Below are 26,576 nucleotides of genomic sequence, written 5' to 3'. Positions count from 1 at the left end.
CCCTTTTTTAAAATTTGCATACGTTAATTCATGTACATTGAACACTTAATGTATTGGTGAATTCGTATTTTTAGAGGTAAAGTTCATGGCTTATCTCAACTAACTCCAACTCAAAATGCTTCTAAACAGATTCTTTCTTGTTCTAGTCTTTTTCGCCTATAATCTTCTGCTTTCACAAACCCCAGCCGGTTATGAACTATGGATGGATTATAAAAAAGTCGAAATGCCTAGTTTGTCTTCGCAATATTCAAACATCGCCAACGAAGTAACTGTTTTAGGTGAAGGGGAAACCATTCAAGTGATTAAGAATGAATTACTATTGGCCCTGCCGCAAATGTTGGGAAGCCAATTTGAAATCAAAAAAGAGGTCGGTGAAAAATCAAGTATGATAATTGCCACTTGGGCCCAGCTGCCTCAAAACATTAAAAAACAAATTGAGCTTGATGATGAAAGTTTTGGCAATGAAGGTTTTACCCTTAAGTCTTTAAACACAAAAAAAGCACAAAAAGTAATAGTGACTGCCAATTCCGAAATCGGCCTGCTTTACGGCACTTTTAGGTTGTTGGCACTGATGCAACAGCACAGCGACCTTACTAATATAAATCTAGTGGACACCCCTAAAATAGATATTCGTATGCTTAATCATTGGGATAATCTAGACCGTACCGTTGAGAGGGGCTACGCCGGATTTTCGCTTTGGAATTGGCAAAAACTACCTGAATTTATAGACCAGCGCTATGTCGATTATGCACGTGCCAATGCATCGGTAGGCATCAATGCCGTTTCACTCACCAATGTGAACGCAAATGCCCTTATTTTAACTCCCATGTATTTAGAAAAGGTAAAGGCCTTGGCCGAAACCTTTCGCCCTTACGGCATAAAAGTTTATTTAACAGCACGGTTTTCCGCTCCCATTGAAATTGGCGGATTGGAATCGGCGGATCCACTTAATCAAAAGGTGATTGAATGGTGGCAGGCCAAAGCGGATGAAATTTATGATTTGATACCTGATTTTGGCGGATTTCTAGTGAAGGCTAATTCCGAGGGACAACCAGGACCGCAAAATTATGACCGTAACCATGTAGACGGCGCCAATATGATGGCGAAAGCGCTCGCCCCCCACAAAGGGAATGTTATCTGGAGGGCTTTTGTGTATTCCGAACACGATGCCGATGACCGAGCTAAACAAGCTTATTCAGAGTTCGTACCCTACGACGGTCAATTTCTTCCCAATGTTTTGGTTCAGGTTAAAAATGGAGCCATCGACTTTCAGCCTCGGGAGCCTTTTCACCCCATGTTCGGCGCCATGTCCAAAACGCCCATTATGATGGAGTTTCAGATTACCAAAGAGTATCTGGGGTTTAGCACACATTTGGTATACCTACCCAAATTGTACGAAGAAGTATTGGAAGCCGACACCTATCAAGAAGGGAAAGGGTCTACAGTAGCCAAGGTCTTGGACGGTTCGTTGCAAGGTCAACAAATTACGGGAATGGCAGGGGTGGCCAATATAGGAAATGACCTTAACTGGACGGGGCATCCTTTTGGGCAAGCAGATTGGTATGGCTTTGGTAGGCAGGCATGGAATCCTTATCTAGACTCCGAAAAGATTGCCGACGAATGGCTGCGAATGACCTTTAGCAACGATGAAAAGTTTGTAGAACCTATCAAAGAGATGATGGTTACTTCCCGAGAAGCGGTAGTCAATTACATGAATCCTCTGGGTCTCCATCACATTTTTGATACGGGCCACCACTATGGCCCCGGGCCTTGGGTAAGTGAACTCAGCAGACCGGAATGGAATCCTGTTTATTACCATCAAGCAGATGAAAACGGAATTGGTTTTGACCGTACTCCTTCAGGGAGTAATGCAACCGCTCAATATGCCCAGCCTGTGGCAGAAATGTTCAACGACCCCAAGACCTGCCCCGAGGAGTATTTACTTTGGTTCCATCACCTGCCTTGGGATTATCAACTAAAGAACGGGGAGACACTCTGGAACGGATTGGCAAGGAAGTATCAAGAAGGCGTGAACCAAGTGGCTAAAATGCAAAAAACTTGGAACCAAATCAAACCTTATGTGAGTGCAGAGCAACACAAAGAAGTTAACATGCTGCTCACTATTCAGCATAAAGAAGCTAAATGGTGGCGCGATGCCTGTTTGCTCTATTTCCAGACCTTTTCCAAACAAGAATTGCCCGTAGGTGTAGAAAAACCGGAGCACGACTTAGAATACTACAAATCTTTAAAATTTCCTTTTGCACCTGGTATTAGGCCGCGCTGGTAAAGACAACTTATAATCATCCTATTATACATGAAATATCTATACACCTCCTTAACTTTTCTTTTCTTCTGCGTTAACATACAAGCCCAGGAAAATATTATAACCGTTAAGGTAAACGAACCCCAAGACACCATAAGCAAACATATTTATGGCCATTTTGCAGAGCACTTGGGCCGAGGAATCTATGATGGTTTTTATGTGGGAAAGGATTCGAAAATTCCCAATACCAATGGAATTAGAACCGATGTGGTAGAAGCGCTTAGAGAGCTACAAATTCCGGTTTTGCGTTGGCCCGGTGGATGTTTTGCCGAGCAGTACCAATGGCGAGACGGAATTGGCCCTGTAGATGAACGCCCCTTGGTGGTCAATACTTTTTGGGGAGGCGTTACCGAGGATAATTCCTTTGGCACACATGAGTTTTTGGAACTCTGTGAAATGCTCGATACCGAACCTTACATTGCTGTAAATATTGCTAGTGGAACCGTAAAAGATGCCAGCCAGTGGATTGAATATGTAACCTCTGATAAGGATAGTGAAGTAACCAGATTGCGGAAGCAAAACGGTCGAGAAGAACCTTGGGATGTAAAGTTTTGGGGAATAGGGAATGAAAATTGGGGCTGTGGCGGCAGTATGGATGCCAATTATTACACCAACGTTTTTAAACGGTACAGTACCTATTGCAATGCCGAATATAAAATTGCAAGCGGAGGTGAGTGGGACGACCTTGACTGGACCCGAACCTTCATGACCAAAATAAAAGAAGTACCCAATTTTATTGATATTGCCCATGGAATGTCGTACCACTACTATACCATCGCTAATGATTGGGCGGTGAAAGGATCTGCTACAAATTTTGTTGAAGAGGAATGGTTTAGAAGTATGGACCAGACCATGAAAATGGAAGACAACCTCAAAGACCATATCGCCATTATGGACGAGCATGACCCTGACAACAAAATTGCACTTATTGCGGATGAGTGGGGAACTTGGTATGATGTGGAAGAAGGTACCAATCCTGGTTTTCTATACCAACAAAACACGCTGAGGGATGCCTTGGTGGCAGCCTTGGGCCTCAACATTTTTAATAATAATGCCCGGCGAATAAAAATGGCCAATATAGCACAGACTGTAAATGTACTTCAGGCCATGATTCTTACCAAAAAAGAGCAAATGGTAAAAACACCTACATTTTATCTGTTCAAAATGTATAAAGAGCACCAAGATGCGGTGCAACTACCAAGTGATTTTCAAGGAAAAACGTATAAAACAGAGCAAGGGGAAATTCCTTCGGTATCGGTTTCGGCATCCAAGAACGGCAAAGGTGAAATTCACATTTCCATTGCAAATGTACATCCTCGTGCCGATTTAAAAACCACCTTGGACCTACAGGGGTTGGATAAACTGAACAACGTTTCGGCCTCCATTATTTCAGCGGACAAAATGAACTCCTTTAATGATTTTGGCAAAGAAGAGCAGGTGAAGATTGCTTCCTTCGATGCATTCAAAAAGAAAAAAGCTAAGTTAGAGATAGAAATACCAGCGAAGTCGGTCATCCAATTTAAAGTTCAATAAACCACCTTGTAATGAAGTATTTCACCTGGCGCTCATTTTATTTAAGTACCCTCTTTCTCTTTGTTGGTAGCAGCAGTCTTTTTGCTCAGATTAAGCTACCCAAGTTAATAAGTAATGGTGCCATCTTTCAGCGGGATACTGAACTTAAAATTTGGGGATGGGCCTCTCCGCAAGAAAAAATAGAATTAACATTTAAAGGCGATATTTTTACCGCCACCACTAACAGTCAAGGGGAATGGGAGCTTATACTACCCCCTCAAAAAGCAGGTGGGCCTCATCAATTTATATTTAAGGGAAGCAATGAAATTACCCTAAGCAACATCCTGTTCGGGGAGGTTTGGGTATGTTCAGGACAATCGAACATGGAACTGACCATGAACCGGTTACGTGACACTTATCCGGAAGTTATAGCCAACTCTAAAAATTCACAGATCAGGCAGTTTTTGGTGGCCGATAAATACGATTTTAAAGAGGCGCATTCCGATTTTGATTCAGGCGAATGGAAGGAAGCCAACCCTGAAAGTCTTATGAATTTTTCCGGAGTTGCCTACTTCTTTGCCAAAGATATTTACGAAAAATACGATGTTCCGGTAGGCTTGATTAATTCCGCTTTGGGCGGCTCACCCGTAGAAGCATGGATGAGCGAAGATGCCCTAAGAGAATTCCCTAAAGCCTATGAAGAAATGCAAAGGTATAAAAATGATGACCTTATTGCCTCTACTGAAGAAAAAGACCAATCCCGTCAAAAGGCATGGTATCAGAAATTAAACACGGAGGACCAAGGCTTTCAAACCGGAAAAGAATGGTTTCAAAAAAATCTAGATGACTCCCCATGGAAAACCATGAAATTGCCCAATTTCTGGGATGAGCTAGGATTAAAAAATACCAACGGCGTAGTTTGGTTTAGGAAGCACATCAATCTACCAAAAAAATGGTCTGCCGAAAATAATAAACTGTGGCTGGGCAGAATGGTGGATCAAGACCATGTCTATGTTAATGGACATTTTGTTGGTACTACAGGTTACCAATATCCGCCCAGAAAATATAAGGTCCCTGACTCCCTATTAAACGAAGGTGACAATGTAATTACCGTTAGACTCATCAGCGAAAGCGGAAAAGGAGGTTTTATCAAAGACAAGCCTTATTTTCTAACTAACGGGAAGGACACCCTCGATTTGAAAGGAGATTGGAAGTATAGATTGGGCACTAAAATGGAACCTTTACAAGGGCCTACTTTTATACGTTGGAAACCTGGCGGACTCTACAACAAGATGATTGCGCCTTTGTTAAACTATAAAATCAAGGGTGCCATCTGGTATCAAGGGGAGTCTAACACCAATGACCCCAATAGTTATTTTAAAACCTTTCCGGCACTTATTAAAAACTGGAGGGCTAAATGGGATATGGGCGATTTCCCTTTTCTATTTGTTCAATTGGCCAATTTTATGGAGGAAACCCACGAACCGGTAGAAAGTGATTGGGCACAATTAAGGCAGGCCCAGTTACAAACTTTAGACCTTCCGAATACCGGAATGGCAGTCATTACAGATATTGGTGAGTGGAATGACATCCACCCTTTGAATAAAAGAGATGTAGGTAAACGTTTGGCCCAACTTTCTTTTGGATTAGCGTACAAAGATGAAAATGCATTGACCAGCCCGGTACCCAAGAACGCTGATTTTCTAACCAATCGTGTTGAAATAGAATTCAATTATTTGAAAGAAGGATTAATGTCGAAGAATGAAAAGCCCTTGCAAACTTTTGAGGTTTCCGGCGATGGCAAAACATTTCAAATGGCACAAGCAAGGCTTGAAGGTGACAAGGTAATTGTACACCAAAAAGGAATCAAAAACCCGGTTGCAGTACGCTATGCATGGTCTAACAACCCCGCAAAAGCCAATCTGTTTTCAAAAGAAGGTTTGCCCGTTTCTCCATTCGAGTTAAAAAAAGATTAGTTCCATTTAAAGGCGAAGTAACGACAAGAACCTTCCCCAAGATTTTTGATGCCGTGTAAAGAGCCTGATTTCGCCAAGTAAAAATCACCGGGGCCTGCCTGATACGTTTTACCTGCAATGGTCATCTCGGTATTACCGGCCATCATTAAAATAATTTCCGTTTCATTGTGGGTATGCGGCTCGTGACTGGGGCCTAATTTATCCAGTTGGGTTACATGCATTTCGTAACGCTCGCACATGGCCGTTTCCCTATCGAAATAGGGTACACCTCCCCCTCTCGAACTTGGCTTATAGGTGAGCGAATCGGCATTGATCATTAAAGAGCCTCCCGCTTTTGTACCCCGCTCAATATTCATCGGCTTTTTAGATCGGTACCGAATCACATAATAGGTCAAATCGGTATCGCCCACGTTTTCCATTTGGTGCATCTGTTGGGGCATCAGTAAAATAACACCCTCAGGACCTAAAATTTTACTTTCGCCCTCAATGGTAATTTTCATGGTGCCTTCTCGAACGATAATACATTCCTCAATATCTTCATTTGCATGTGCAGGGCCAGGAGTTGCGCCCGGTTTCTGGGTGGTTGCATGCATTTCAATGTATTCTAAATGTGGTGAAGTGCCCTCAAGAATGGCGCGACCTTCCTTTAAATCAGATTTTTTTACCGGAAATTCGTCCCACGCGTAAAGTCCTTCTTTTATAGGTTCCATTTGAGCATTTGATATTAAAGAGAATAGTATGAGCATGCCAGTTACCAATGTTTTCATGATTGTATAGTTAAGTTGATTTGAGGCCCTATCTCTAGCACCCTTACTAATATAATGAAAAAGAAGGTTTTAACGATGGATGAAATGGCACTTATAAAATAGCCTTTCCTGAGGATAAGAAGATAAATGTCTATCTTTATCCTCAAAATGTAATCGATTACTTTATTAGCTGTTATGAAACTCAACCCAACCCTATACAGTAATTTATTTTTAGTTTTTCTCCTACTTATTACTTCATGTAAAGACGAGACAAAACAAACGAAGAAAGATATAGCTACTGCTGATCCATTTGCCCAAGCCGATTCTATCATCAGGTCTATCAAGGTACCCACATTTCCCGACAAAACATTTGATATTACCGATTTCGGTGCCATTAATGACGGAGAAACCAATAGCACAGAGGCTTTTAAAAAAGCGATTGAAGCCTGCAACCAAGCTGGTGGCGGTAAGGTGTTGGTGCCCTCAGGCACATTTCTAACAGGCCCAATTCACCTGTTAGATAATGTAAACCTGCATCTTTCAGAAGGTTCTGAAATTCTATTTTCCACCAACAAGTCTGAGTATTTACCAGTAGTTCACACTTCTTATGAAGGTGTAGAACTTATGAATTATTCTCCCTTGGTATATGCCTACCAGAAAAAGAACATTGCGCTTACCGGCAGGGGTACCTTGAACGGTCAAGCAAACGAGACCAATTGGTGGCCATGGTGTGGAGCTGAACGTTATGGTCACAAAAAAGGAGAGGCTCAACAAAGAGACGACCACAACTTGCCCCGATTGCGAAAAATGAACGAAGAAGCTGTACCCTATCAAGATCGTGTTTTTGGGGAAGGACATCAATTACGACCTGCTTTCTTTCAACCTTTCGGATGTGAAAATGTGCTCGTACAAGGGGTTACTTTCACGAATGCCCCGTTTTGGGTAATGCATCCGATTAAATCAACGAATGTAACCGTTGATGGTGTTATCGTTAGTAGCCACGGGCCAAATAATGACGGTTGCGACCCCGAATATTCGAAAAATGTACACATTAAAAACTGTGTTTTTGATACTGGTGACGACTGTATTGCCATCAAATCAGGTAGAAACGATGAGGGGCGGCGGGTCAACATTCCCAGTGAAAATATCGTGGTAGAAGATTGCCGAATGAAAGACGGGCATGGCGGGGTGGTCATGGGAAGTGAAATATCGGCCGGAGTTCGTAACGTATTCGTTAGAAACTGTCGTATGGATAGCCCTGAACTCGATAGGGCTATTCGCATAAAGACAAATACACTTCGAGGTGGTTTTGTTGAGAATGTGTTTGTAAAGAACATTCAAGTAGGCCAAGTGAAGGAGGCCGTATTGAAAATCAACACTTACTATGGTATTTATGATAACCAAGAAGGCGAACATATACCGACCATACAGAACATTCACCTAGAAAACGTAACGGTTGCCAAAGGTGGAAAATACGGCATTCTAGTTCAAGGACGAGAAGAACGGCCCGTCAAGAACATCACTTTGAAAAATGTAGAAATCAAAGGTGCGGAAACGCCTATATTAGTGGAAAACTCAGAGCCTATTCAATTCGAAAATGTAACAATCAACGGCCAGTCGATGAAGTAAGGCGAAGAGCAAGAAATTACATTCTTAGACCCATAGTTGAATCAGGCCCTCTGTTTCTCCAAGAAGTGGATCTGCTTTTGGTATGGGAAGGGCAGCAATGTTTTTGTCCGCTTCAGGCCTTTCGCCCGGTTCTCCTTTCAATAAATCCCAAGAGCGACCTTCAGGATATGCGCCTACAATACCTAAATTTTCACTTTTCAAATTTTTATGACCTACCCCCGCGGGAATGATAATCACATCACCAGCATCTATTTGAACTTTTTCGCCGTCCTCACCGCCTAGATGGACCAATGCCTTACCGGAATAAACGCCGAGTACTTCATGTGATGTACTGTGGTAATGGTGGAAGGAATAAATACCATTACGCCACGAATTGCTCCATCCGTTCTTTAAAAATCTTGATTCGATCCATTCTGCTCCCGCACTGTTGCGTTCTTCAAAAGCATTTTTGTAAATCAATAGCGGAAATTTACTGTTCGGTATTTGACCATCATCTTTAAAAAGTAACTTTTTTGGTGTCTTTTGCATAGCTCTTATTTGAGAAGGAAAAAAGAAAGCCATAGCTACTAAGCCAGATGCGGTTATAAATTTTTTCCTGTTCATATTCTTTAGACCCTGTGATTTTACAAATCAATTCTTCGCCCTTCTTCTGCAGATTGGTAAGCGGCATAAATCACGTGTACACAATCTACCGCCAAATCGATACCCGAGAGAGGCTGTCTATCTTCTTTTATTGCATAAATGAAATCTGAAATTTCTTGAGAAAAACCCCTGAACCAATCTTCATCGCAGCTAGGGCGGTTCCAACCCGCTTTGGTCTCCAGTTTTTCGGTATAATATTCATTTGCAAAAGTGTTGGGGTCTACCGAATAGGTCTCAACAGCATCGTTCAGCGTCATATTGGCCTTGATAACGCCATCGGTCATGTATGCGGTCACCCTGGTGTTCAGCCCCCCAAGACCCACATCGCTGACCATTACCGTGGCCCTGGACCCATCTTCAAAACGGATTACCACATTTGCCCAATTTTCTACATCAACTGGATTTGAACTTATCCATTCGTGTGCATTGACCACCTTGGCACGGTTAGATGCATCGGAATGCATTAAATCGGCAGTATCGGCAATGACCGAGATGGGCCTTATGGGCCGACCTAACCGCTCATAGCCTTCAAATTGTTTTAAATAGATACAGGCACCTACCGAATGGGCGCCCATACGCAATAAAGACCCTCCGCCCATAAACCTCCATTCCTTTGAGAAAAAAGAATTTGAACCTGAATGGTTTTCCTCAGCCCTCAACTCCAATATAGAACCTTTTGAAGCTCTGATTAATTTCTGCATTTTAAGAATAGGCGGGGAGTATACCCAGTTCTCGGCATAACAAAACTTCACCCTGTTAGACGTAACGGCTTCACGAACAGCTTCGGCATTTTTTGAAGCGCCCCTTCTCATTTTATCACGAGAAACATGCTTACCGATAGGTTGCTCATCATCGGGCTCGCCAAAATAACCCGTTAATGGTTTTTCCATGATAATATGCTTACCCGCATTCGCTGCCTTAATCGCTATTTCATGGTGAGAAGCCGGAGGGGTACATATATCGATAATGTCAATGGCGGGATTGGCCAGAAGTTCTTCCAAACTATCGGTCGCCATAGGAACTTGATAAGCGGCTGCATAGTTTTGGGCACTCTCTTTGGTCAATGCACAAACCCCTCTAATTTCAACTAGCCCATGGGCTAGCTTACTATAATTTTCATAATGCATGCGCGCACCGTATCGCGCACCTACCATTCCAATGCCTAATGTTGCCATAAAGGTGTATTCTGGTGAGTTATTCTTATCTTTTATTCGCTTTTAAAAATTACTAAAAATTGTTTGCCCAAAGAATTAAACTTTTGGGTAATCTGCCTTACCATTAACCCAATGAGCCTACCCTTGCTTTTACGAACTGTACAGACCTTTATCAAATCACCCCTTTTCATTTTTTATGTGGCCATTTGTTTCCCAATAATTTCATTTCAAGGTTGCACCGAACCACCAACAAAAAAGGAGTTGCCTAGAATTTTAATCAGCAGCGATATTGGCGGTACCGACCCGGACGATTTTCAATCGATGATTCACTTGTTGATGTATGCCAATGAGGTTTCCATAGAAGGGCTGGTTTCTTCCCCTTATGGACCGGGGAGAAAAAAGGATTTTTTGGATATCATCGACCTATATGAAAAAGACCTGCCCAAACTCAAGAAACACTCCGAAAGCTTTCCTCACCCGGATTCGCTGCGTAATATCACCAAACAAGGGGAAACAGAACTTGCTCCTTTTAAAGGATTCCGTGAGGCTACCGAAGGCTCGGATTGGATTATTAAATGTGCAAAAAAGGATGATGACCAACCCTTATGGGTATTGGTATGGGGCGGCTTGGAAGATGTGGCGCAAGCCTTACATGACGCCCCGGAAATAAAGGAAAGAATAAAAGTATATTGGATTGGTGGGCCCAACAAAAAATGGGGTGCCTATGCCTATTCCTACATTGCTGAAAACCATCCGGATCTCTGGATGATAGAAGCCAATGCTACCTATCGCGGTTGGTTTATGGACGAGGACTCTCCTGAAGACATTAGTTCTAAAAATTTCTATAAAAACTATATCAAGGGCAAAGGCCACATGGGCAAAGACTTTGTGAATTACTACAACGGAGAAATAAAGATGGGAGACACACCTTCTTTGGCCTATATTCTGAACGGGGATCCCAATGACCCAACAGGTGAGAGCTGGGGCGGAAGTTTTGAGCCCATTAATCGCAGTTCAAGAGCTGTTTTTAACGAAATAAGTGCGAAAACCGATACGATAGCTGCCTACGATATTATTGAATGGCACTTTAAAGGCCCTGAGAAGGAAGTTCCTCAAGATTCCGTTTGTTTTCAATTTGAAATTTGGGAACAAGTTTGGAATGGATACTATTTGGGCAATGGTACTTACGGAGCCCGATATTCACCAAAAAAGCCAGAAACAGGCACTTTTAGAACCACAAGTAACATTTCTGAACTGGATGGTCTCACAGGTTCGTACACCAGTATAACGCCTTGGCCGCACAGACCTTCTAAAACCGATTTTCAACTGGGGCCCAACTGGTACGGTGATAAAAAGGACCCCGAGCAGTTTATCGATGTGCAACAGGGAGCCAAAACGGTGGCCAAACATCGGAAAGCTTTTTTAATGGACTGGGCCGAAAGGTGGAAGTGGTTTGAATAATGGCCTTCCTATTTCAAAACCTTTTTTAGAAAACTATCCATAGCCTTAACGGTAGGCTCAAACCATGGGTGGTACAACACAAAGGAGTGTGGGGCATCATCAAATGCCACTACTTCGCTATAAATATCATTTAAGAACAGCGCCTTTCGAAAATCATCTCTCCCGGCATGCATTCGCTCTACTGAACTATTTATAAATAACGTTGGCGGTGTATCTGAACTGGCATAACCTAGTGGGGATGCAGCCTCCCAAAGCATCGGATTCTCTTTCTTGGCATAACCAAACCAATAGGTCGCTGCTGAAGTACCATTGCTATCATCTCCTTCTCCACTTTCCGGATGCACGAAAGACAAAGTTCCATCCATATCAATGATGGCATTGACCGATGTATTCACCTTTGTTGAATTTGCACGACCTTCAAACAAAGGCATATTTTGGGTAACTCCTAAAAATGCAGCCAGTTCTCCTCCGGCAGAAAAACCTGCCACCGCAATTTTATCGGAATCAAAACCGAATTCTCGTGCTCTGGAGCGAACCCACCTTATAGTTTCCTTTAAATCATATACGGCTGCGGGAAATAAGGCTTCCGTAGATAATCGATACTCAGGGGTAAAACAAACATAGCCCAACCCGGCCAGCTTTTGGGCCATAGGATAATGTTGCGAACGGTCACCAGACCTCCATCCGCCCCCGTGGATAACAATGACGGCCATTCCGTTTTTACTCTTCGAGTCGGCGGGTTGAAAAACATCTAACAAAAGCTTTCTATCGCCCATTTCCCGGTAGACAACATCTCTTTTTTCTTTAATACCTACATTCTTAATCTCTATAACGACCTCAATCTGCGGATAGTTCTTTACATCGTTTTGATAAGCAAAAGAAGTAGTATACGAAGTGTCTTTAAAACCCGTAACGCCCTTCATCGATTGGCACCATCCGTTACAGGCAACAAGCAAAAAAAGAACAACCGGAACTAGTTTTTTTAGAATCATTTTTCAGCTATTTGACCGAACTAGGGGTTCCCGCCTTTTCACCGATAACCACTTCGTTCATACTCACATTTTTTGTATTGGTAAGGGTCAGTCCGTTGGTCGCCTTTTCAATCGTTATCTGGTCAAGAACCACATTTTCTACTTTCTTGGTCGGAAAGCCCTCGATTACAATGCCCGTATTACTAGCGCTCTTGCAGTAGACATTTTTGATGGTCACATCAGATATTTTAGAGGGATGTTCACCACTTCCCTCCCCATGATAATTGGCCGTCATAAAAATAGTGTCCTCCGTTTCACCCAAAGTAAGGTTAGAGATATAAATATTCTTGATATACCCTCCCCTGTCGGAATTCGTCTTAAAATAAATTCCACGTTTTAAATAGCCACTGGCCTTATTGTTTTCTATAAAAACGTTTTTTACGCCAGCAGACATTTCACTTCCGATTACCACCGCATGCAAACCTTTAAAAAAGTTGTTTCGGGCGATAATATTTTCTGAAGGTATATGGCTGTTAGATCTTCCTTCTACGTCTCTACCCGCCTTGATGACGATATTATCATCGGCATTATTGAACTGTACATTTTCAATTAGAACATCACTGGCATATTCCAAATCTATACCATCATTGTTCTTATTGTGCGCGTCATAGGAAATGCCCCTCACCGTAATATTTTTAGATTTGAGAAAGTGAACACACCAGAAGGGGGCGTCTTCAAACTTGACGCCTTCTACCAATATATTTTCGCAATCAAGAAATTGAACCAACTGAGGCCTTAAGAAATGCCCACTACCGAACGTTCGCTCTTTAACAGGAATTTGTTCATGGTTCATCTTCCTGCTAAGCTGTTTGTCTTCATTTTCTTTGGCTTTCCATGTTGCCCACTCGCCATGACCTTCGCCATCGATAACGCCTTCGCCAGTTATAGAAATATTGGTCTTACCGTTGGCATATACAAGCGGACTGTAATTATAAAGCATAGTACCTTCCCAGCTGGTCTCTACCACTGGCAAATAACTTTCGGGCCGGTCATTGAACCTGAGTACCGCTCCTTTTTCTAGATGTAAATTGATGTTGCTTTCTAAATGTATGGGACCGTTTAAAAGGTAAATACCCGATGGAACAACCAACTGTCCACCTTTTTTTCGGCTTAAATGCCTGATAGCTTTCTCAAACGCCCTTCTGCAATCAAAAACGCCATCACCTTTCGCCCCGAATTTGACCACTGAAACCGAATAATCAGGAATTTTAGGTAATCGAATTCTGTTCTCAATGGCCGCAATGGCCGAATCTTGATCAATTTTAATTTGTGCCAACCCTATATTGGTGGCCAAAAAGAGAAAAAAGAATATCAATGGACCGTTTCTCATTTTTGTAAAAAATTGGTAAGCGGAAGTTGTAACGATTGCATTTCTTCAACTGCCAAGCCGGCCACCAATAATGCCCCTTTTTCAGAGAGATGGGTATTATCTGCAATACCTTCGGGATAATAAGGCTCTTCACCAGGTTTGAAATGTAAGTGTAATTTTTTTGAGTTCTCTGGGCCGTAAGTCGTTTCGAGAACTTCCGTCAGATATTGCAAATCGATAAGCGGAACGCTCATTTCATTAGAAACCATTCTAGTTACAACCGGGTATTCGCCGTGGGTATCAATCAGAGAACCGAACTCATTAAAATTCCTTCTCACGATACTGGTAAAAAGTATGGGAGTAGCTCCTTTTGCCCTGGTTTCCTTTACAAAGCGCATTAAATTATGCCTATACGTAGTATGCGGATTGGTAAACCTGCTGGAGTCTTTAAATTTTTGGTCGTTGTGCCCAAATTGGATAAACACATAATCACCACTTTTTAAGGTGGTCAAAACAGAGTCCCACCTATTCTCGGAAATAAAACTTTTTGAACTTCTGCCGTTAACAGCTCTATTATCGACCTTAACCTCATCTGTAAAAAAAGTTTGCAGCACCTGCGCCCAACCATGTTCAGGATTTTTTTCCGGTTCTTTCTTATCGGCCATCGTCGAGTCGCCAATACAATACACAGTAACCTCTTGCGCATTGACCATTAGGCCCACCATAAACATTATACCGGCCAAAACCGATTTTGACATTTTAAAATTTTTCATACCACGAAGGATGTTTCTCGTTTCCTAAAATATTTTCGATTGTATATTCAGACGCCTCGGCAGCGGTTAATTGCTTGGCCCAAGCCACTCGTTCCTTTGGATTAAAACCTGGGCCGTTACACTCGTATTCGGCATAAAGAGCTTCCTTTTCAGCTTCTTTATTAGACCAATTATCCCATCCTTTTGGCAATATATGGTCACCCATCGAACATTGTATAAAAACGGTCTTGGCGTAGGTACGCCAAGGTCGACCAAGATATACTTCATTCGCTTCTTCAGCGGCGGTCAAATTACAGTTCTTAAATACATAACCGAAAGGTTCTCCTTTTGGGGTAGAAGCCGCAGTGATAAAAGAATTTGATTTACTGTGGATGGTACAATCTTGAAACAACACCGTTGCCTGACCGAAAATAAAATCCGTAGTACCTTCTATGTAGCAATTTTTGAAGTACTGCTGAAAACCTTCACCTGTAACATACAGCGTATCCTGATTTCCAGTAATGGTACAGTTTTCAACCAACACTCGATCAGCATTCACTGCCAGCGCCACCGCTTGGCCCACTTCACCTGCCGTATTTTCTATGGTAAGGTTCGCCGCATAGAAATCATTGCCCTGAACCAAAACTGTTGGGGTATGAAAGGTGCTATTTCTACCCAAATTCAGTTTATTGAAATAATCGTCATAAGTAATTATGGTCTTTTCGCGGTCTTCACCAATAAGGCTCATGCGATTGTTCCATTCATAAACTTCAATCTTCTCTCGATAAATCCCGTTTTTTATTTTGATGATCACCCTTTTATCAGGGAAGCCTTTGGCACTATTGATTGCTTCTTGAATCGATGTAAAATCTCCCGACCCGTCTTGGGCCACGGTCATATTATAGATGTCAACTTTTTTCTCGGGATTATTCTGGGCGGTGACCTCCGAGCCGAGAATAAGAAACAGAAAGCAAAATAGGCTACATACAATAGACTTCACGAAACTGTTCATACCATCAAAGTTTTCGCCTTATCAATTAAAAATTGAAGCTCATTCTTTTCTTCTTCCGAAGGCATTACCAACGGCGCCCTAACCGACCCGGCCGGTTTTCCAATGATATCGGCACCTGACTTAATGAGACTTACGGCATAACCCGCCTTTTTACTCCTGAGGCGCACAAAAGGGATAAAGAACTCCTTTAAAATAGACTTTACTTTATCTGAATCGCCTTTTCTTAAAGCTTTGTAGTAGGCTAGTGCCAACTCGGGTACAAAATTGAAAACCGCCGAAGAGTAGGTATTTACCCCTATGGAAAGGTAAGCTTCTGAAATAATTTCTGCCGTGGGCACACCTCCAATATAGGTCAATCTATCCCCTACCGTTTTAATAGTGTCGTTCAAATCTTGCATATTTCCCGTTCCATCTTTTAAACCTACTAGATTAGGGCACTCATTTGCCAATTGAAGTATGGCATTGGCAGATAAAATTCCGTTGGAACGATTGTAATACACTACCGGAAGCTTGGTGCCATTGATAATGGTCTTTGCGTATTCAATGAGTCCATCTTGCGGACAACCTGTTAGATAGGGCGGCATTAAAAGCAACCCATCTACACCTGCCTCCTCAGCCATTTTCGCAAATTCCAAGGCTTCGGGAATACTCCGCCCCACACTGGAAATAACAGGTACCCTTCCCTTATTTTCCTTTACTGCAATTTGTATAATCTGTTGATATTCTTCCTTTGAAAGGGAAAAGAATTCTCCCGTACCACCCGCTACAAAAATGGAGGAAATATCATGCTCTAAAAACCAATCGATTCGTTGGGCATAGCTATCGGCATTAAAACGCCCATCAGCATCCATATCGGTAATGGGAAATGATAAGAGGCCGTCTCCCAAGGCTTTTTTTACTCTTTCAAATTGCATAGTGTCGTGTTTTAAAATTATGTCAATGGCCCTGGATTAAATAGTACCAGGTCATTATGAATACCTAATTGGTCACAGGCCACTTTGGTTTTACCACTGGCCACTTCTAAAATAAGATGAAACAGTTCCCAACCCAATTCTTCCACCGTTGCATTTCCCGTCGCCACCCTACCGGCGTCAAAATCTATTAAATCATGCCAGCGGTTGCTTAACTCAGTATTGCTGGACACCTTTATAACCGGCACCATCGACAAGCCGTAGGGCGTACCCCTACCCGTCATAAAAATATGCACGTTCATTCCAGCTGCCAATTGCAATGTTCCGCATACGAAATCGCCCGCAGGAGTGGCGGCAAAATGGAGTCCCTTTTTCTTGATCCGTTCTCCCGGGGGAATAACGCCTACAATAGGGCTTGTGCCCGATTTGGCAATGGAACCCAACGATTTCTCCACAATAGTACTCAATCCGCCCTTTTTGTTTCCTGGTGACGTATTTTCACTACGGTCTACTTTTCCGGTCTCCAAATAAGCATCATACCATTCCATCTCGTTCAGCAAATCTTTACCCACCTGTTCAGAGGCCGTACGGGGCATTAGCAAATGAACGGCATCACGCACTTCGGTTACTTCCGAAAAAAACACACTGCCACCTGCCCTTACAATTAAGTCGGAGGCATAACCTGCCACAGGGTTCGCCGTAATACCCGAAAAAGCGTCGCTGCCGCCGCACTGCATCCCCACCACCAATTCCGAAGCCGGGCAAACGCTTCGTTTTCTCGCATTTAATTTTCTTAGGTGCTTTTCGGCCAAATTCAAAGCCCCTTCTACCATTTCAGAAAAGCCCTTGAACTTTGGGTCTTGCAAGTAGAGTATATCGCTCTCTTCCCCGTTTTCGGGAACAAGTACTTCTGGGCGTAATTTTTCGCATCCAAGACCAATTACCATCACTTCTCCCCCAAAATTGGGGTTTTTGGTAATGTTCTGAATGGTTCTGATAGGAACAATAGCAGTTGGTGCATTAATGGCCACGCCACACCCATAGGTATGGTTAAGCCCTACCACATCATCTACATTGGGAAAATTAGGTAGAAGCTCTGACTTTATTCGCTTTACTACAAAATCTACCATTCCGGACACACATTGTACGCTGGTGGTGATGGCCAAAACGTTTTTGGTACCCACAGTGCCATCAGCGTTTACATAACCCTCAAAAGTGTAGCCCTCCAGTTTTTCTGGTTCAGGAAGATGATTCTCCTTTATAGTTATCAAATCCAGTTTGGGTGGTTCCGGCAGCGTAATATTGGTCTCGTTTACCCAAGAACCTAGGGATATTGTCTTAGAAGCATAGCCGATGGTTTGTCCGTACCTGATAACCGCATCTCCTTCTTTTAAATCGGTCAACGCCACCTTATGGCCCATAGGTACAAACTCATTTAATTCAATGCCATTTTGGGTTACGCTTCCCGTTTTTATTCCAGCGGGATTGATAACAATACCTACATTGTCATTCTCTGAAGTCTTTATGAGGATTTCATATTCCGTTTTCATCAGACAAAGGGTGCCAATTTAGATAAAACCATCACTGCCAAAAGCCCCGAAAAGCCCATAACCAATAATAAGAGACTAAAATGCCTTATGGTCTCTTTTTCTTCCATCCCGCTCATTTTAGTAATGATCCAAAAGGCACTATCGTTCATCCATGCAAAAACTTTGGAGCCGCAACCGATGGCCAAAGCAATATAAACGGGATGAAATGCCAAATCTGCCTGTGCCATACCACCTATTACCCCAATAGCGGTGACCATCGCTACCGTAGCAGAGCCTTGGGCCGTTCGCACCCCGGCTGAAATAAAAAACGCCAAAGGAAGAATGGCCATTTGGTAGTTGGCGGCCATTTCACCAACCCGAATACCAATGCCCGTTTGTTGCAACATCTGACCGAATGCCCCTCCACAAGAAGTAATAAGAATAATCATTCCCGCACTGCTCAATGCTTCAAAAATGAACTTTTTAAAGGTTTCCACATTTTTAAGACGTACCCACAAAAGATACATGACAATGAGGGTCGATATCATTAATGCAATGTTCGCATCGCCTACCGCAGCAAAAAACTGTGCCAACTTTACCTGAAAAACCGAAGCGTTTTCACCTGTGGACTCTAGTGCCATTTGTGAAAAGGTATTCCCGGTTATTAAAATAATGGGCAGTACAACTGGCAGAAGCGATAGCCAAAGTGAAGGTAATTCTGCTACCTCCTTTTCAGAAAATTGCTTTAAATCGTTAATGGAAATATCAGGCGTATCGCGCATGGGCAAATCCCATTTTTTATTCGCCCACAGGGCATAAAAATAACCGCAAATAATGGTTACCAACCCTACCACCAATCCGCCAATAATCATGGCTCCTAAATCTATTCCCATTTCCTCAGCTACAAAAAGAGGACCGGGTGTGGGCGGAATTAAAGAATGCGCCATAACACCCCCGGCAATAATGGTCATTAGATAAAGTGAAAATTGCTTGGGATTACGCACACCAATGGATTTGACCAAAGGAATCATCAGATAGAAAACGGTATCAAAAAAAACAGGAATGGCCAATGTGAAACTACCCGATAATAAAGCAATGGATGTTCTTTTTTTTCCAAAAAGCGACAACAGCGCCCTAATAATTCTTTCTGCGCCACCACTTCTCATTAAGGCCGTACCTATAATGGAAGCTAAAGCTATAAGAATACCAATTTTACCACTCGTGTTACCAAAAGCGGTCGCCAAACGTTTTCCCAAGCTCATATTTACCAAGGAATTTACTTGGCTTTCTGCCATACCTTGACTTGCGGCAAATTGTGCAATCTGTTCGGGCGATGTTAAAAGTGCGGTAACCAGCGCCGCAAGAAGCAATGAAACCGCCGCATGCAATTTTAATCTAACGATACAGAACAGAACTGTTGCGGTACCTATTAAAATAATGAGCAGCGAATCCATCAAGAATTTTTATTTTCCCATTTCTAAAGAAGCCATCATAAAAGGTCCGGTTCCCTTGGGATCATTAGATCGAATAATTTCGTTTACATAGTAGTCAAAAGAGCCGTCTCGGTATGGATCACCGCCTAAACCTGCCACACCACAGCATCTGTTAAGGTTGACCACGCCATTATCTTCTACAGTGATAAATTCGGTCAATATACCTTCGTAACCTTTTTTTGCGTTCTCCATGAATTTTTCGGGAAGATAACCTTTGTTCACTCCTTTGGCCAAAGTATAGGTGAACATGCAAGTGCCCGTGGCTTCTAGATAATTACCCTCTCTTTCCGGCAAATCCAATACTTGGTACCAGGCACCGGTAGCGTCTTGATATTTCACAATGGCTTCCGCATATCGATTTAGATAGCCCTTTATTTTTTGCCTACCGGAATGGCCTTCCGGTAAAAGCTCGATGATATCAACCAAGGCCATACCGTACCAACCCATACCTCGCGACCAAAAATGTTGTGACAGTCCGGTATCTTTATTTGCCCAACGTTGCTCTTTACTTTCATCCCAACCATGAAAATACAATCCCGTTTTTGGGTCACGGCTGTGCTTTTCAATCAGGTCGAACTGCAATACGATTTTATCGAAAGTTTTCTTGGCCGCTTCTCCTTCCATAAAAGTGCTGGCGTACTTGGCATGAAAAGGCTCTGCCATATACACCCCATCCAACCACATTTGATAGGGATACCGTTGTTTGTGCCAGTAGCCCCCTTCTGAAACAGTAGGCTGGTCTACCAATTGCTGGTGCAGGGTATCCATAGCCATTTTAAATCTTGGTTCTTTTTCTTGTTGATAGAGATAGAAAAGCACATCACCTGACTTGATCATGTCAAGGTTGTAATTGCTTATGTCATATGTTTCGATACTGCCATCTTTGTTGACCATTCTATCTGCATACTCATAGATATAATCGGCAAGCTCATCATGTGGAGTGCTACCTTGAATACGACTCATGCCTTGAAGCACCAATCCGTTCGTATAGCTCCATCTTGATTTATCTTGAAAATCGAGAAGCGTCGGGTCAGGAAAACGATGAACCTCGGAAAGGGCCATACGTTCCGACCATTTAAGATTCTCCGGAACTACCTTTTGTTCTGTTTTTGTTGTAGGAACTTCTTCCTTCTTTTTTTCAGACTTGCAGTTCACAAGAGTCAATGTTAGCATTGCAATACCAACTATTGATGTTATAACGGTCTTCATTTGTAGTAGTTGAGTTTATCGAGGCAATTTAAAGTTGATTCAGCACCTCATCAATATATGTTACAAAACCTTCTTTCGTTTTGATACCGTCTTTTTCTTTTTCCCAAGCGGCGGCAAAATGATAGGTAATCGGTGTTTCGGTCGGTTTGAAAACAACCAAATGATCATCGGTTGCTTCGGTGACCATTGCAACGTCGTCTTTTTTATAAAAAAGGACCATTCCCAACTGATCGGGAACCAATGTTTGCTCACCATAGGTAGCTATATAAGCCCATTCACCATCCTCACTGACCTTTTCCATTAGTTCAATACCCTCAAACTTTACGATACCGGTACATAGGCCATCAATGGCCTTCGAAGGGGTTAAAGTCGCTTTGGTAATGCGCGAATCTGGTTCGATAAAAAGTTCGGTCTTTAAATCTACCTTTTCGTCAAAGGCTGTCCAGCCTTTATAGTTCAGGGTCACTCCAGAACCTGCCTCAGAATTGCTGACAGCTACATCGCGTGCCTCAACATTTTTAAAATGTTCTACGGTCGATTCGCCATCAAACCTGCCATAAGAACCGATCCCAAGAGAGCTACCGGCTTTAAGCACATCCATACCCCAAGAACTATCTTCGTGGTAAGAGTCATAATTATTTACACCGACTTTTGACAGCACCATGGTATCTACCTTTTTACCAAAAATATCGATGGCATTTCTCCAGTCGAAATACAAACGGTACCCCACCTTATTACTCTCCCAACCTGGCCCTTCATAACGGATGTAATATGAATGATCCGTTAAACTATCGGGGGCCTGCAAAAATTCAACATTCTTGAATGTGAGATTATCTCCTACATATTTGGTTCCCTGCCACTCGCCTCCTTCCTTGACAGAGATTTCGGCATATGTCTTTGAAGCGTTTTCTGAAACTTCGGCAGACGCTTCAATAGAATCAGATTGCTTCTTAGGGCTTTCTTTGCATGAACTGACGGCAACCAACAATAGGGCTGCTAAGGGCACAAATAACTTCATATTTTAAAAATATCAATAATGTTTACTAGATAGGAAATTTTCAAGGACTTTAACTTCAATTAATTAGGCGCATCAAATCACCTTTTATCTTAAATGTAATCGATTACGAAAATAAAAATATAATAACAACTTCCTAAATATTGATTATACTTTTTGTGAGTGAGAGAAGTTTTTACGACCTAAATTCACAATTCGATTCCATCATCAATTATAAGTTTGTCAGATTTTTCTATGAAAGTCTTGATATTATTAAATTTTATTCTAAATTTATGCAATCGATTACATATTGAATTTGATTTCTTTTCTTTTTTAGAGTTGGAATCTAAGATTTGATAGGGATTGATTCTTTAGGATTAGTTTTAAGTTAGTTTGGATTCGAAGGGCAACCAGCATAATCTCAAAAAATAAATTAGATGTTCCCGTATTTAGTTTAGTCGAGCAGAGATTGGGTTGCCCTTCGTAATTTTCTAGACTAAGACCAATTTACCGTACAGTTTTTGACCAAATAATTTGAGTAAAGGCGATTGACCTTGAGGGTTTCGCCAATTAAATTCTTTTTACTTAAATTGAACGGATTTTCACAAATACACCCTAAAATTGTTTTAGTTGTTGCATTTTTGCCTTTAGTGAAGCTTAAAATGGCGTAATAATCAGTTTTAATGGCCAAACCAACAATACAGAATTTGTGAATTTTCAGCCAAACCGCTTTCTACCCATAAACCAGTGTAGATGAAAAAAACTACAATCTATGACATTGCCAAAGAACTAAACATAACTGCGGCAACAGTTTCTCGGGCCCTAAATAACAACCCAAGAATAAGTGAAGATACCAAGAAATTAGTGCAAGAAACGGCCCAACGGCTGAACTATAAACAAAACCGTGTCGCTCAAGCCTTAAAGAGCGGCAAGAGCAACAATGTGGGGGTGGTTGTACCTTACATCAATAGAAACTTTTTTTCGAATATCATTCGTGGAATCGAAGAAGAGCTCAATCCGAAGGGGTATCATGTAATCATTTCACAAACGCATGAGAAAGCCAATAAAGAAATTGATATTGTCCAGAATCTACTAAATGCCCAAGTAGATGGTATTCTCATATCTATATCAAGGCAGACCAGTAGCGATGAACATTTTGTTCAGGTTCTGGAAAAGAATGTTCCCTTAATATTTTTTGATAGAAAAAAGGAAATCAAAGGTGGTAGCTCGGTGACTTTAGACGACTTTGATGGTGCCTATCAAGCGACCAAGCATTTAATAGAGCAAGGTTGCCAGAAGATAGCCCACATGACCATTGACCTTTCACTATTAATTTACCAAAACCGTTTGGCGGGTTATAAAAAGGCCCTTACCGACCATGGCATGACATTCAAGCCGGAATATGTAATAGGCTTGCAGAGCGAGATAGTGGCCGGTAAAGATGCCGCGCAAAAACTGATGGAATTGCCAGAACCGCCAGATGCAATTTTTTCTTCAACCGATCTTGGGGCTTTAGGTGCCATTCAATATCTGAAGGAAATAGGATTAAAAATTCCCGATGATTTCTGTGTAGTCGGCTTCAGTAACGAACCCTTTACCCAATTTATGGAACTACCCATTACCTCAGTTGATCAAGCCCCTTTGACCATGGGCAAAACTGCCGCAAAGGTGTTCTTGGAGCAAATGGATTCAGAAGGAGTGAAGATTGAAAAGAACGTGGTTCTCAATCCTACTTTAGAGATAAGAAAATCATCACTGAAAAAAGGCAAATAGTTGCTTTTGCTAAAGCGACACCCCTCTTTTCCAAGGAATAAAATCATTCTGATTAAGGGCGTCAGCTTTAGCGGTAATTTCACCACTGGCGACTTTGATTACATAGTCCAATATTTCTTCGCCCATCTCAGGTATTGACTTTTCTCCCCTTATCACTGCACCTGTATCGATATCGATGATGTCTGACATTCTTTGGGCCAATGCAGTATTAGACGAAACTTTTAGAACTGGTGCTATCGGGTTTCCCGTGGGTGTACCCAATCCTGTAGTAAATACAACTATGTTAGCGCCAGAGCCTACCATACCCGTTGTACTTTCGACATCGTTCCCCGGGGTACAAAGAAGATTGAGACCAGGTTTTACTACATACTCGCCATAATCTAAAATGGCCTCGATTGGCGAGGTGCCTCCCTTCTTGGCCGCACCTGCAGACTTCATAGCATCGGTTATCAGTCCGTCTTTGATATTACCCGGTGAAGGATTCATATCAAATCCTGATCCAGCAGCTTCTGCCGCCAGCTCGTAGGCTTTCATCAATTGCATGAAACGTTCGGCATCTTCGTCATTCACGCAACGATTGACCAACTCTTGTTCCACACCGCAAAGCTCAGGAAATTCTGATAAAATTGGTGAACCCCCTACCGCTGCCAATAGGTCGGAGGCATACCCCAAAGAAGGGTTGGCCGAAATACCCGAAAATCCGTCAGACCCCCCACATTCCAATCCGAGTTTCAATTTAGAAATCGGGGCCGGTTGACGTTGAATTTGGTTCGCTTTTTTAATACCATCAAAAGATTCTTTGATAATAGTATTGAGCATGTCATCAACTGTACCCATTTGCTGCTGCTCATAAATAAGAACCGGCTTCTCTAAATTGGGGTCTATAGTATTGATGGCATTCTTTAATATCTCTATCTGTAAATTTTGACAACCTAAACTGAGTACGGTAGCACCGGCAACATTGGGATTTTTTATATAACCCGCCAGCAGTCGTGCCAAGGTCTCGGAATCTTGCCTTATGCCCCCGCAACCGCCTTGGTGTGTTATGAACCTGACCTCAACGTTATCGAATGTCTGTTGGCCCTCTTCTTCCTCGCCATCCGCTACGGAAGAAGGGTTACCGCTGATTAGATTTCGAAGTAGTCGCCTTTGTCTGCTTACTTTGCCAATGGAGAGTTCTTTCTCGAAAACATCCTTTAGAATTTCGATATTTCTGTTTTCACAAAAAACCAAGGGAAAAAATAACCATACGTTCGTCGTGCCTACCTGGCCATCAGGTCTATGATAGCCCATAAACGTGCGGTCTTTCCATTTAGAAATATCCGGTGGCGACCAGGTGAACCTTGCTGTTCTTTTTTCTACGGGACTACTTTCGTGTCTTACATTATCAACTGTTAAGGCATCGCCCTTTTTGATTTCGGTAACAGCTTTTCCTACTAGAACGCCGTACATGATAATTTCATCATCAACATTCAAGTCTGTCAAAGTAATTTTATGCTTTGCCTTTACGTCAGATAATATAATAAGCTCTTCATTATCTAAAGAAGTCCTATCACCCTGCACCAAATCTACTAGCGCAATGGCCACATTATCGTCTGGCTGTACTTTGATCAGTTTAGTTTGCATAACTTTTAGCCTTTAGTTCACTTTCAAATTTAGCAAAACCTTCTTTGATGCCCTTTTCTTCAATAGATTTTAAAGCAACCGTGATAGCTGAAGTCAAATTAGGAATTTCGTTTAAATCGCTACCCCAATAATTCGATTTTGCAAGTACCTGCTTACTGACTTCTTCAACCGGTGAAGATTGCCAAATACGAGCAAAGTCAGAAACTATGGCCTCATCATCATTTACAGGCATATCCCTACCCTCAAAAGTTCCTTTATAGAATCGGATGAGGCAGGCAAAGGAGAACACCATATGAATCGGCAAGCTCTCTTTTCTAGAGACATACTCCAGCAAACTCGGCAATACCCGCACTTTAAACTTAGAGACAGTATTTAAGGCGATACTGGCCAATTTGTGCTTAATAAACGGGTTTCTAAACCGGTCGAATACAGCCTCGGCAAAGGCTTCGAGTTCATTAAGTTCCATATCCAACGTAGGAATGATTTCCTCAAAAACAACCGAACGAATAAAGGGGCCCGTGAAACTTTCATCAACGCTCTCTTTCACCGTTTCATTGCCATAAAGAAGAGAAAAGGGAACCATTGCGGTATGTGCCCCGTTCAATATGCGCACTTTTCGGGTTCTAAAAGGTTGCATATCGGCAACTATCTTCACATCAAGGTCTGTTTTTTGAAAAGGCAGCTTTTGCTTAAGCTCTTCATCGCCCTCGATTACCCATAAAAAGAAGGTTTCTGCACTTACAATGAGATTATCGGCATAATCAAGCTGCTTGTTGTACGCCTCTATTTCGTCTTTAGGATACCCTGGCACAATACGGTCGACCAAGGTGTTGTGCCATGAACAAGATTCGGTAAGCCAAGTTTCAAATCCTTCAGGAAGGTTCCATATGTCCACATAGCTCAATACAACTTTCTTTAATGTATCGGCATTGTAATTAATTAGCTCGCATGGTATTATGGTCAGACCTTTCTTCTTATCGCCCTCAAAATGGGAATATCTATGATACAACAAAGCTGTCAGCTTAGCCGGAAAAGAGGATGGAGGCGTCATATCGAGCGTATCACTCTCTTCGTATGCTATACCCGCTTCAGTAGTGTTTGAAATAATAAACTGTAGTTCTTCTTCTTCAGCAAGCCTTAAAAAATCTTCAAAGTGCTCATAAGGGTTGATTCCGCGAACAATGTTGCTAATCAATTCGTTTTCCTCTACCTCTTTACCTTCTTTAATCCCTTTGGTGAACAATGTATACAGCCCCTCTTGCTCATTAAGCATAGAAACCATTCCCCTCGAAATCGGTTGAACCACGGCAATACCACCGTTGAAATTGGCTTCTTGATTCAGTCTTTGAAACGCCAAGGCCACAAAGGCTCTTAAAAAATTACCCTCACCGAATTGCACTACTTTGATGGGTAATGTCTCGGTCAGTGATAGATTGGTTCTATTTAACTTTCTCATTTGTTCGTATTTAATAAGGCCTACTTTTCAGGCGAAAA

General features: G+C 42.1%; 20 protein-coding genes. 6 read left to right on the top strand and 14 right to left on the bottom strand.

Translation table 11 applies throughout. The annotated features are described in order from the left end of the window. Positions 1 to 115: 115 nt before the first annotated feature. The 3 genes from D1013_RS02465 to D1013_RS02455 are packed head-to-tail and all read left to right on the top strand — an operon-like array spanning position 116 to position 5,811. Positions 116 to 2,287: an alpha-glucuronidase family glycosyl hydrolase gene (locus tag D1013_RS02465; protein WP_121847380.1), complete on the top strand. Its 2,172-nt coding sequence runs from the start codon at positions 116 to 118 to the stop codon at positions 2,285 to 2,287. A gap of 27 nt (positions 2,288 to 2,314) precedes the next feature. Next, entirely contained in the window at positions 2,315 to 3,856 is a 1,542-nt protein-coding gene (locus D1013_RS02460; protein ID WP_121847379.1) for an alpha-N-arabinofuranosidase, read from the top strand. 11 nt (positions 3,857 to 3,867) lie between these two features. After that, on the top strand, positions 3,868 to 5,811 hold the full coding sequence (locus D1013_RS02455) for a sialate O-acetylesterase (RefSeq protein WP_121847378.1): 1,944 nt from the start codon (positions 3,868 to 3,870) through the stop codon (positions 5,809 to 5,811). Here the strand turns inward: D1013_RS02455 and D1013_RS02450 are convergent. Further along, a complete protein-coding gene (locus D1013_RS02450) occupies positions 5,808 to 6,578 on the bottom strand; it encodes a cupin domain-containing protein (protein ID WP_121847377.1) in 771 nt (256 codons plus the stop codon). The two genes, D1013_RS02455 and D1013_RS02450, sit on opposite strands and share 4 nt — an antisense overlap. 174 nt (positions 6,579 to 6,752) lie before the next feature. Here D1013_RS02450 and D1013_RS02445 point away from each other — a divergent pair, with 174 nt between their 5' ends. Further along, positions 6,753 to 8,186: a glycoside hydrolase family 28 protein gene (locus D1013_RS02445; RefSeq protein ID WP_121847376.1), complete on the top strand. Its 1,434-nt coding sequence runs from the start codon at positions 6,753 to 6,755 to the stop codon at positions 8,184 to 8,186. A 24-nt stretch (positions 8,187 to 8,210) separates the two neighbouring features. On the opposite strand, the gene D1013_RS02440 is transcribed toward D1013_RS02445, so the two are convergent. Together D1013_RS02440 and D1013_RS02435 are read right to left on the bottom strand one after the other, a co-directional pair. Then, a complete protein-coding gene (locus D1013_RS02440) occupies positions 8,211 to 8,714 on the bottom strand; it encodes a cupin domain-containing protein (protein ID WP_205601266.1) in 504 nt (167 codons plus the stop codon). A 95-nt stretch (positions 8,715 to 8,809) separates the two neighbouring features. After that, a complete protein-coding gene (locus tag D1013_RS02435) occupies positions 8,810 to 10,003 on the bottom strand; it encodes a Gfo/Idh/MocA family protein (RefSeq protein ID WP_121847374.1) in 1,194 nt (397 codons plus the stop codon). Positions 10,004 to 10,243: 240 nt separating this feature from the next. On the opposite strand from D1013_RS02435, the gene D1013_RS02430 reads away from it, so the two are divergent. Then, the gene (locus D1013_RS02430; RefSeq protein WP_205601265.1) at positions 10,244 to 11,443 is read left to right on the top strand and encodes a nucleoside hydrolase-like domain-containing protein; all 1,200 of its coding nucleotides are present in this window, start codon (positions 10,244 to 10,246) and stop codon (positions 11,441 to 11,443) included. Between the two features lie 8 nt (positions 11,444 to 11,451). On the opposite strand, the gene D1013_RS02425 is transcribed toward D1013_RS02430, so the two are convergent. From D1013_RS02425 to D1013_RS02385, 9 genes are read right to left on the bottom strand one after another with little or no spacing between them, the layout of a single operon-like run. Beyond that, positions 11,452 to 12,435 carry an alpha/beta hydrolase gene (locus D1013_RS02425; RefSeq protein ID WP_121847372.1) on the bottom strand — a complete coding sequence of 328 codons (984 nt, stop codon included), beginning with the start codon at positions 12,433 to 12,435 and terminating at the stop codon, positions 11,452 to 11,454. Between the two features lie 7 nt (positions 12,436 to 12,442). After that, positions 12,443 to 13,804 carry a glycoside hydrolase family 28 protein gene (locus D1013_RS02420; RefSeq protein WP_121847371.1) on the bottom strand — a complete coding sequence of 454 codons (1,362 nt, stop codon included), beginning with the start codon at positions 13,802 to 13,804 and terminating at the stop codon, positions 12,443 to 12,445. Beyond that, on the bottom strand, positions 13,801 to 14,541 hold the full coding sequence (locus tag D1013_RS02415; RefSeq protein WP_121850563.1) for a rhamnogalacturonan acetylesterase: 741 nt from the start codon (positions 14,539 to 14,541) through the stop codon (positions 13,801 to 13,803). The genes D1013_RS02420 and D1013_RS02415 overlap by 4 nt, the downstream gene beginning before the upstream one ends. Position 14,542: 1 nt before the next feature. Further along, the gene (locus D1013_RS02410; RefSeq protein ID WP_121847370.1) at positions 14,543 to 15,547 is read right to left on the bottom strand and encodes a pectinesterase family protein; all 1,005 of its coding nucleotides are present in this window, start codon (positions 15,545 to 15,547) and stop codon (positions 14,543 to 14,545) included. Beyond that, positions 15,544 to 16,461: a 5-dehydro-4-deoxyglucarate dehydratase gene (kdgD, locus tag D1013_RS02405; protein WP_121847369.1), complete on the bottom strand. Its 918-nt coding sequence runs from the start codon at positions 16,459 to 16,461 to the stop codon at positions 15,544 to 15,546. The genes D1013_RS02410 and kdgD overlap by 4 nt, the downstream gene beginning before the upstream one ends. A gap of 17 nt (positions 16,462 to 16,478) precedes the next feature. Next, the gene (gene garD / locus D1013_RS02400) at positions 16,479 to 18,008 is read right to left on the bottom strand and encodes a galactarate dehydratase (RefSeq protein ID WP_121847368.1); all 1,530 of its coding nucleotides are present in this window, start codon (positions 18,006 to 18,008) and stop codon (positions 16,479 to 16,481) included. Then, positions 18,008 to 19,441 carry a GntP family permease gene (locus tag D1013_RS02395; protein ID WP_121847367.1) on the bottom strand — a complete coding sequence of 478 codons (1,434 nt, stop codon included), beginning with the start codon at positions 19,439 to 19,441 and terminating at the stop codon, positions 18,008 to 18,010. The genes garD and D1013_RS02395 overlap by 1 nt, the downstream gene beginning before the upstream one ends. 9 nt (positions 19,442 to 19,450) lie before the next feature. Further along, entirely contained in the window at positions 19,451 to 20,689 is a 1,239-nt protein-coding gene (locus D1013_RS02390) for a glycoside hydrolase family 88/105 protein (RefSeq protein WP_121847366.1), read from the bottom strand. A 28-nt stretch (positions 20,690 to 20,717) separates the two neighbouring features. Next, a complete protein-coding gene (locus tag D1013_RS02385) occupies positions 20,718 to 21,707 on the bottom strand; it encodes a DUF4861 family protein (RefSeq protein ID WP_121847365.1) in 990 nt (329 codons plus the stop codon). Between the two features lie 729 nt (positions 21,708 to 22,436). Here D1013_RS02385 and D1013_RS02380 point away from each other — a divergent pair. Beyond that, positions 22,437 to 23,456 (top strand): LacI family DNA-binding transcriptional regulator, encoded by a 1,020-nt coding sequence (locus D1013_RS02380; protein ID WP_121847364.1) that lies wholly within the window; start codon positions 22,437 to 22,439, stop codon positions 23,454 to 23,456. Positions 23,457 to 23,465: 9 nt separating this feature from the next. Here D1013_RS02380 and D1013_RS02375 read toward each other — a convergent pair whose 3' ends face one another. Together D1013_RS02375 and D1013_RS02370 are read right to left on the bottom strand one after the other, a co-directional pair. Next, positions 23,466 to 25,082 carry a UxaA family hydrolase gene (locus tag D1013_RS02375; RefSeq protein WP_121847363.1) on the bottom strand — a complete coding sequence of 539 codons (1,617 nt, stop codon included), beginning with the start codon at positions 25,080 to 25,082 and terminating at the stop codon, positions 23,466 to 23,468. Beyond that, complete coding sequence (locus D1013_RS02370; RefSeq protein WP_121847362.1) at positions 25,072 to 26,538, bottom strand: tagaturonate reductase; 1,467 nt, start codon at positions 26,536 to 26,538, stop codon at positions 25,072 to 25,074. Before D1013_RS02370 ends, D1013_RS02375 begins: the two co-directional genes overlap by 11 nt. Positions 26,539 to 26,576 lie beyond the last annotated feature (38 nt).

Source organism: Euzebyella marina (assembly GCF_003687485.1).
Classification (GTDB): domain Bacteria; phylum Bacteroidota; class Bacteroidia; order Flavobacteriales; family Flavobacteriaceae; genus Euzebyella; species Euzebyella marina.
This window is presented reverse-complemented; position numbering and strand designations above follow the sequence as displayed.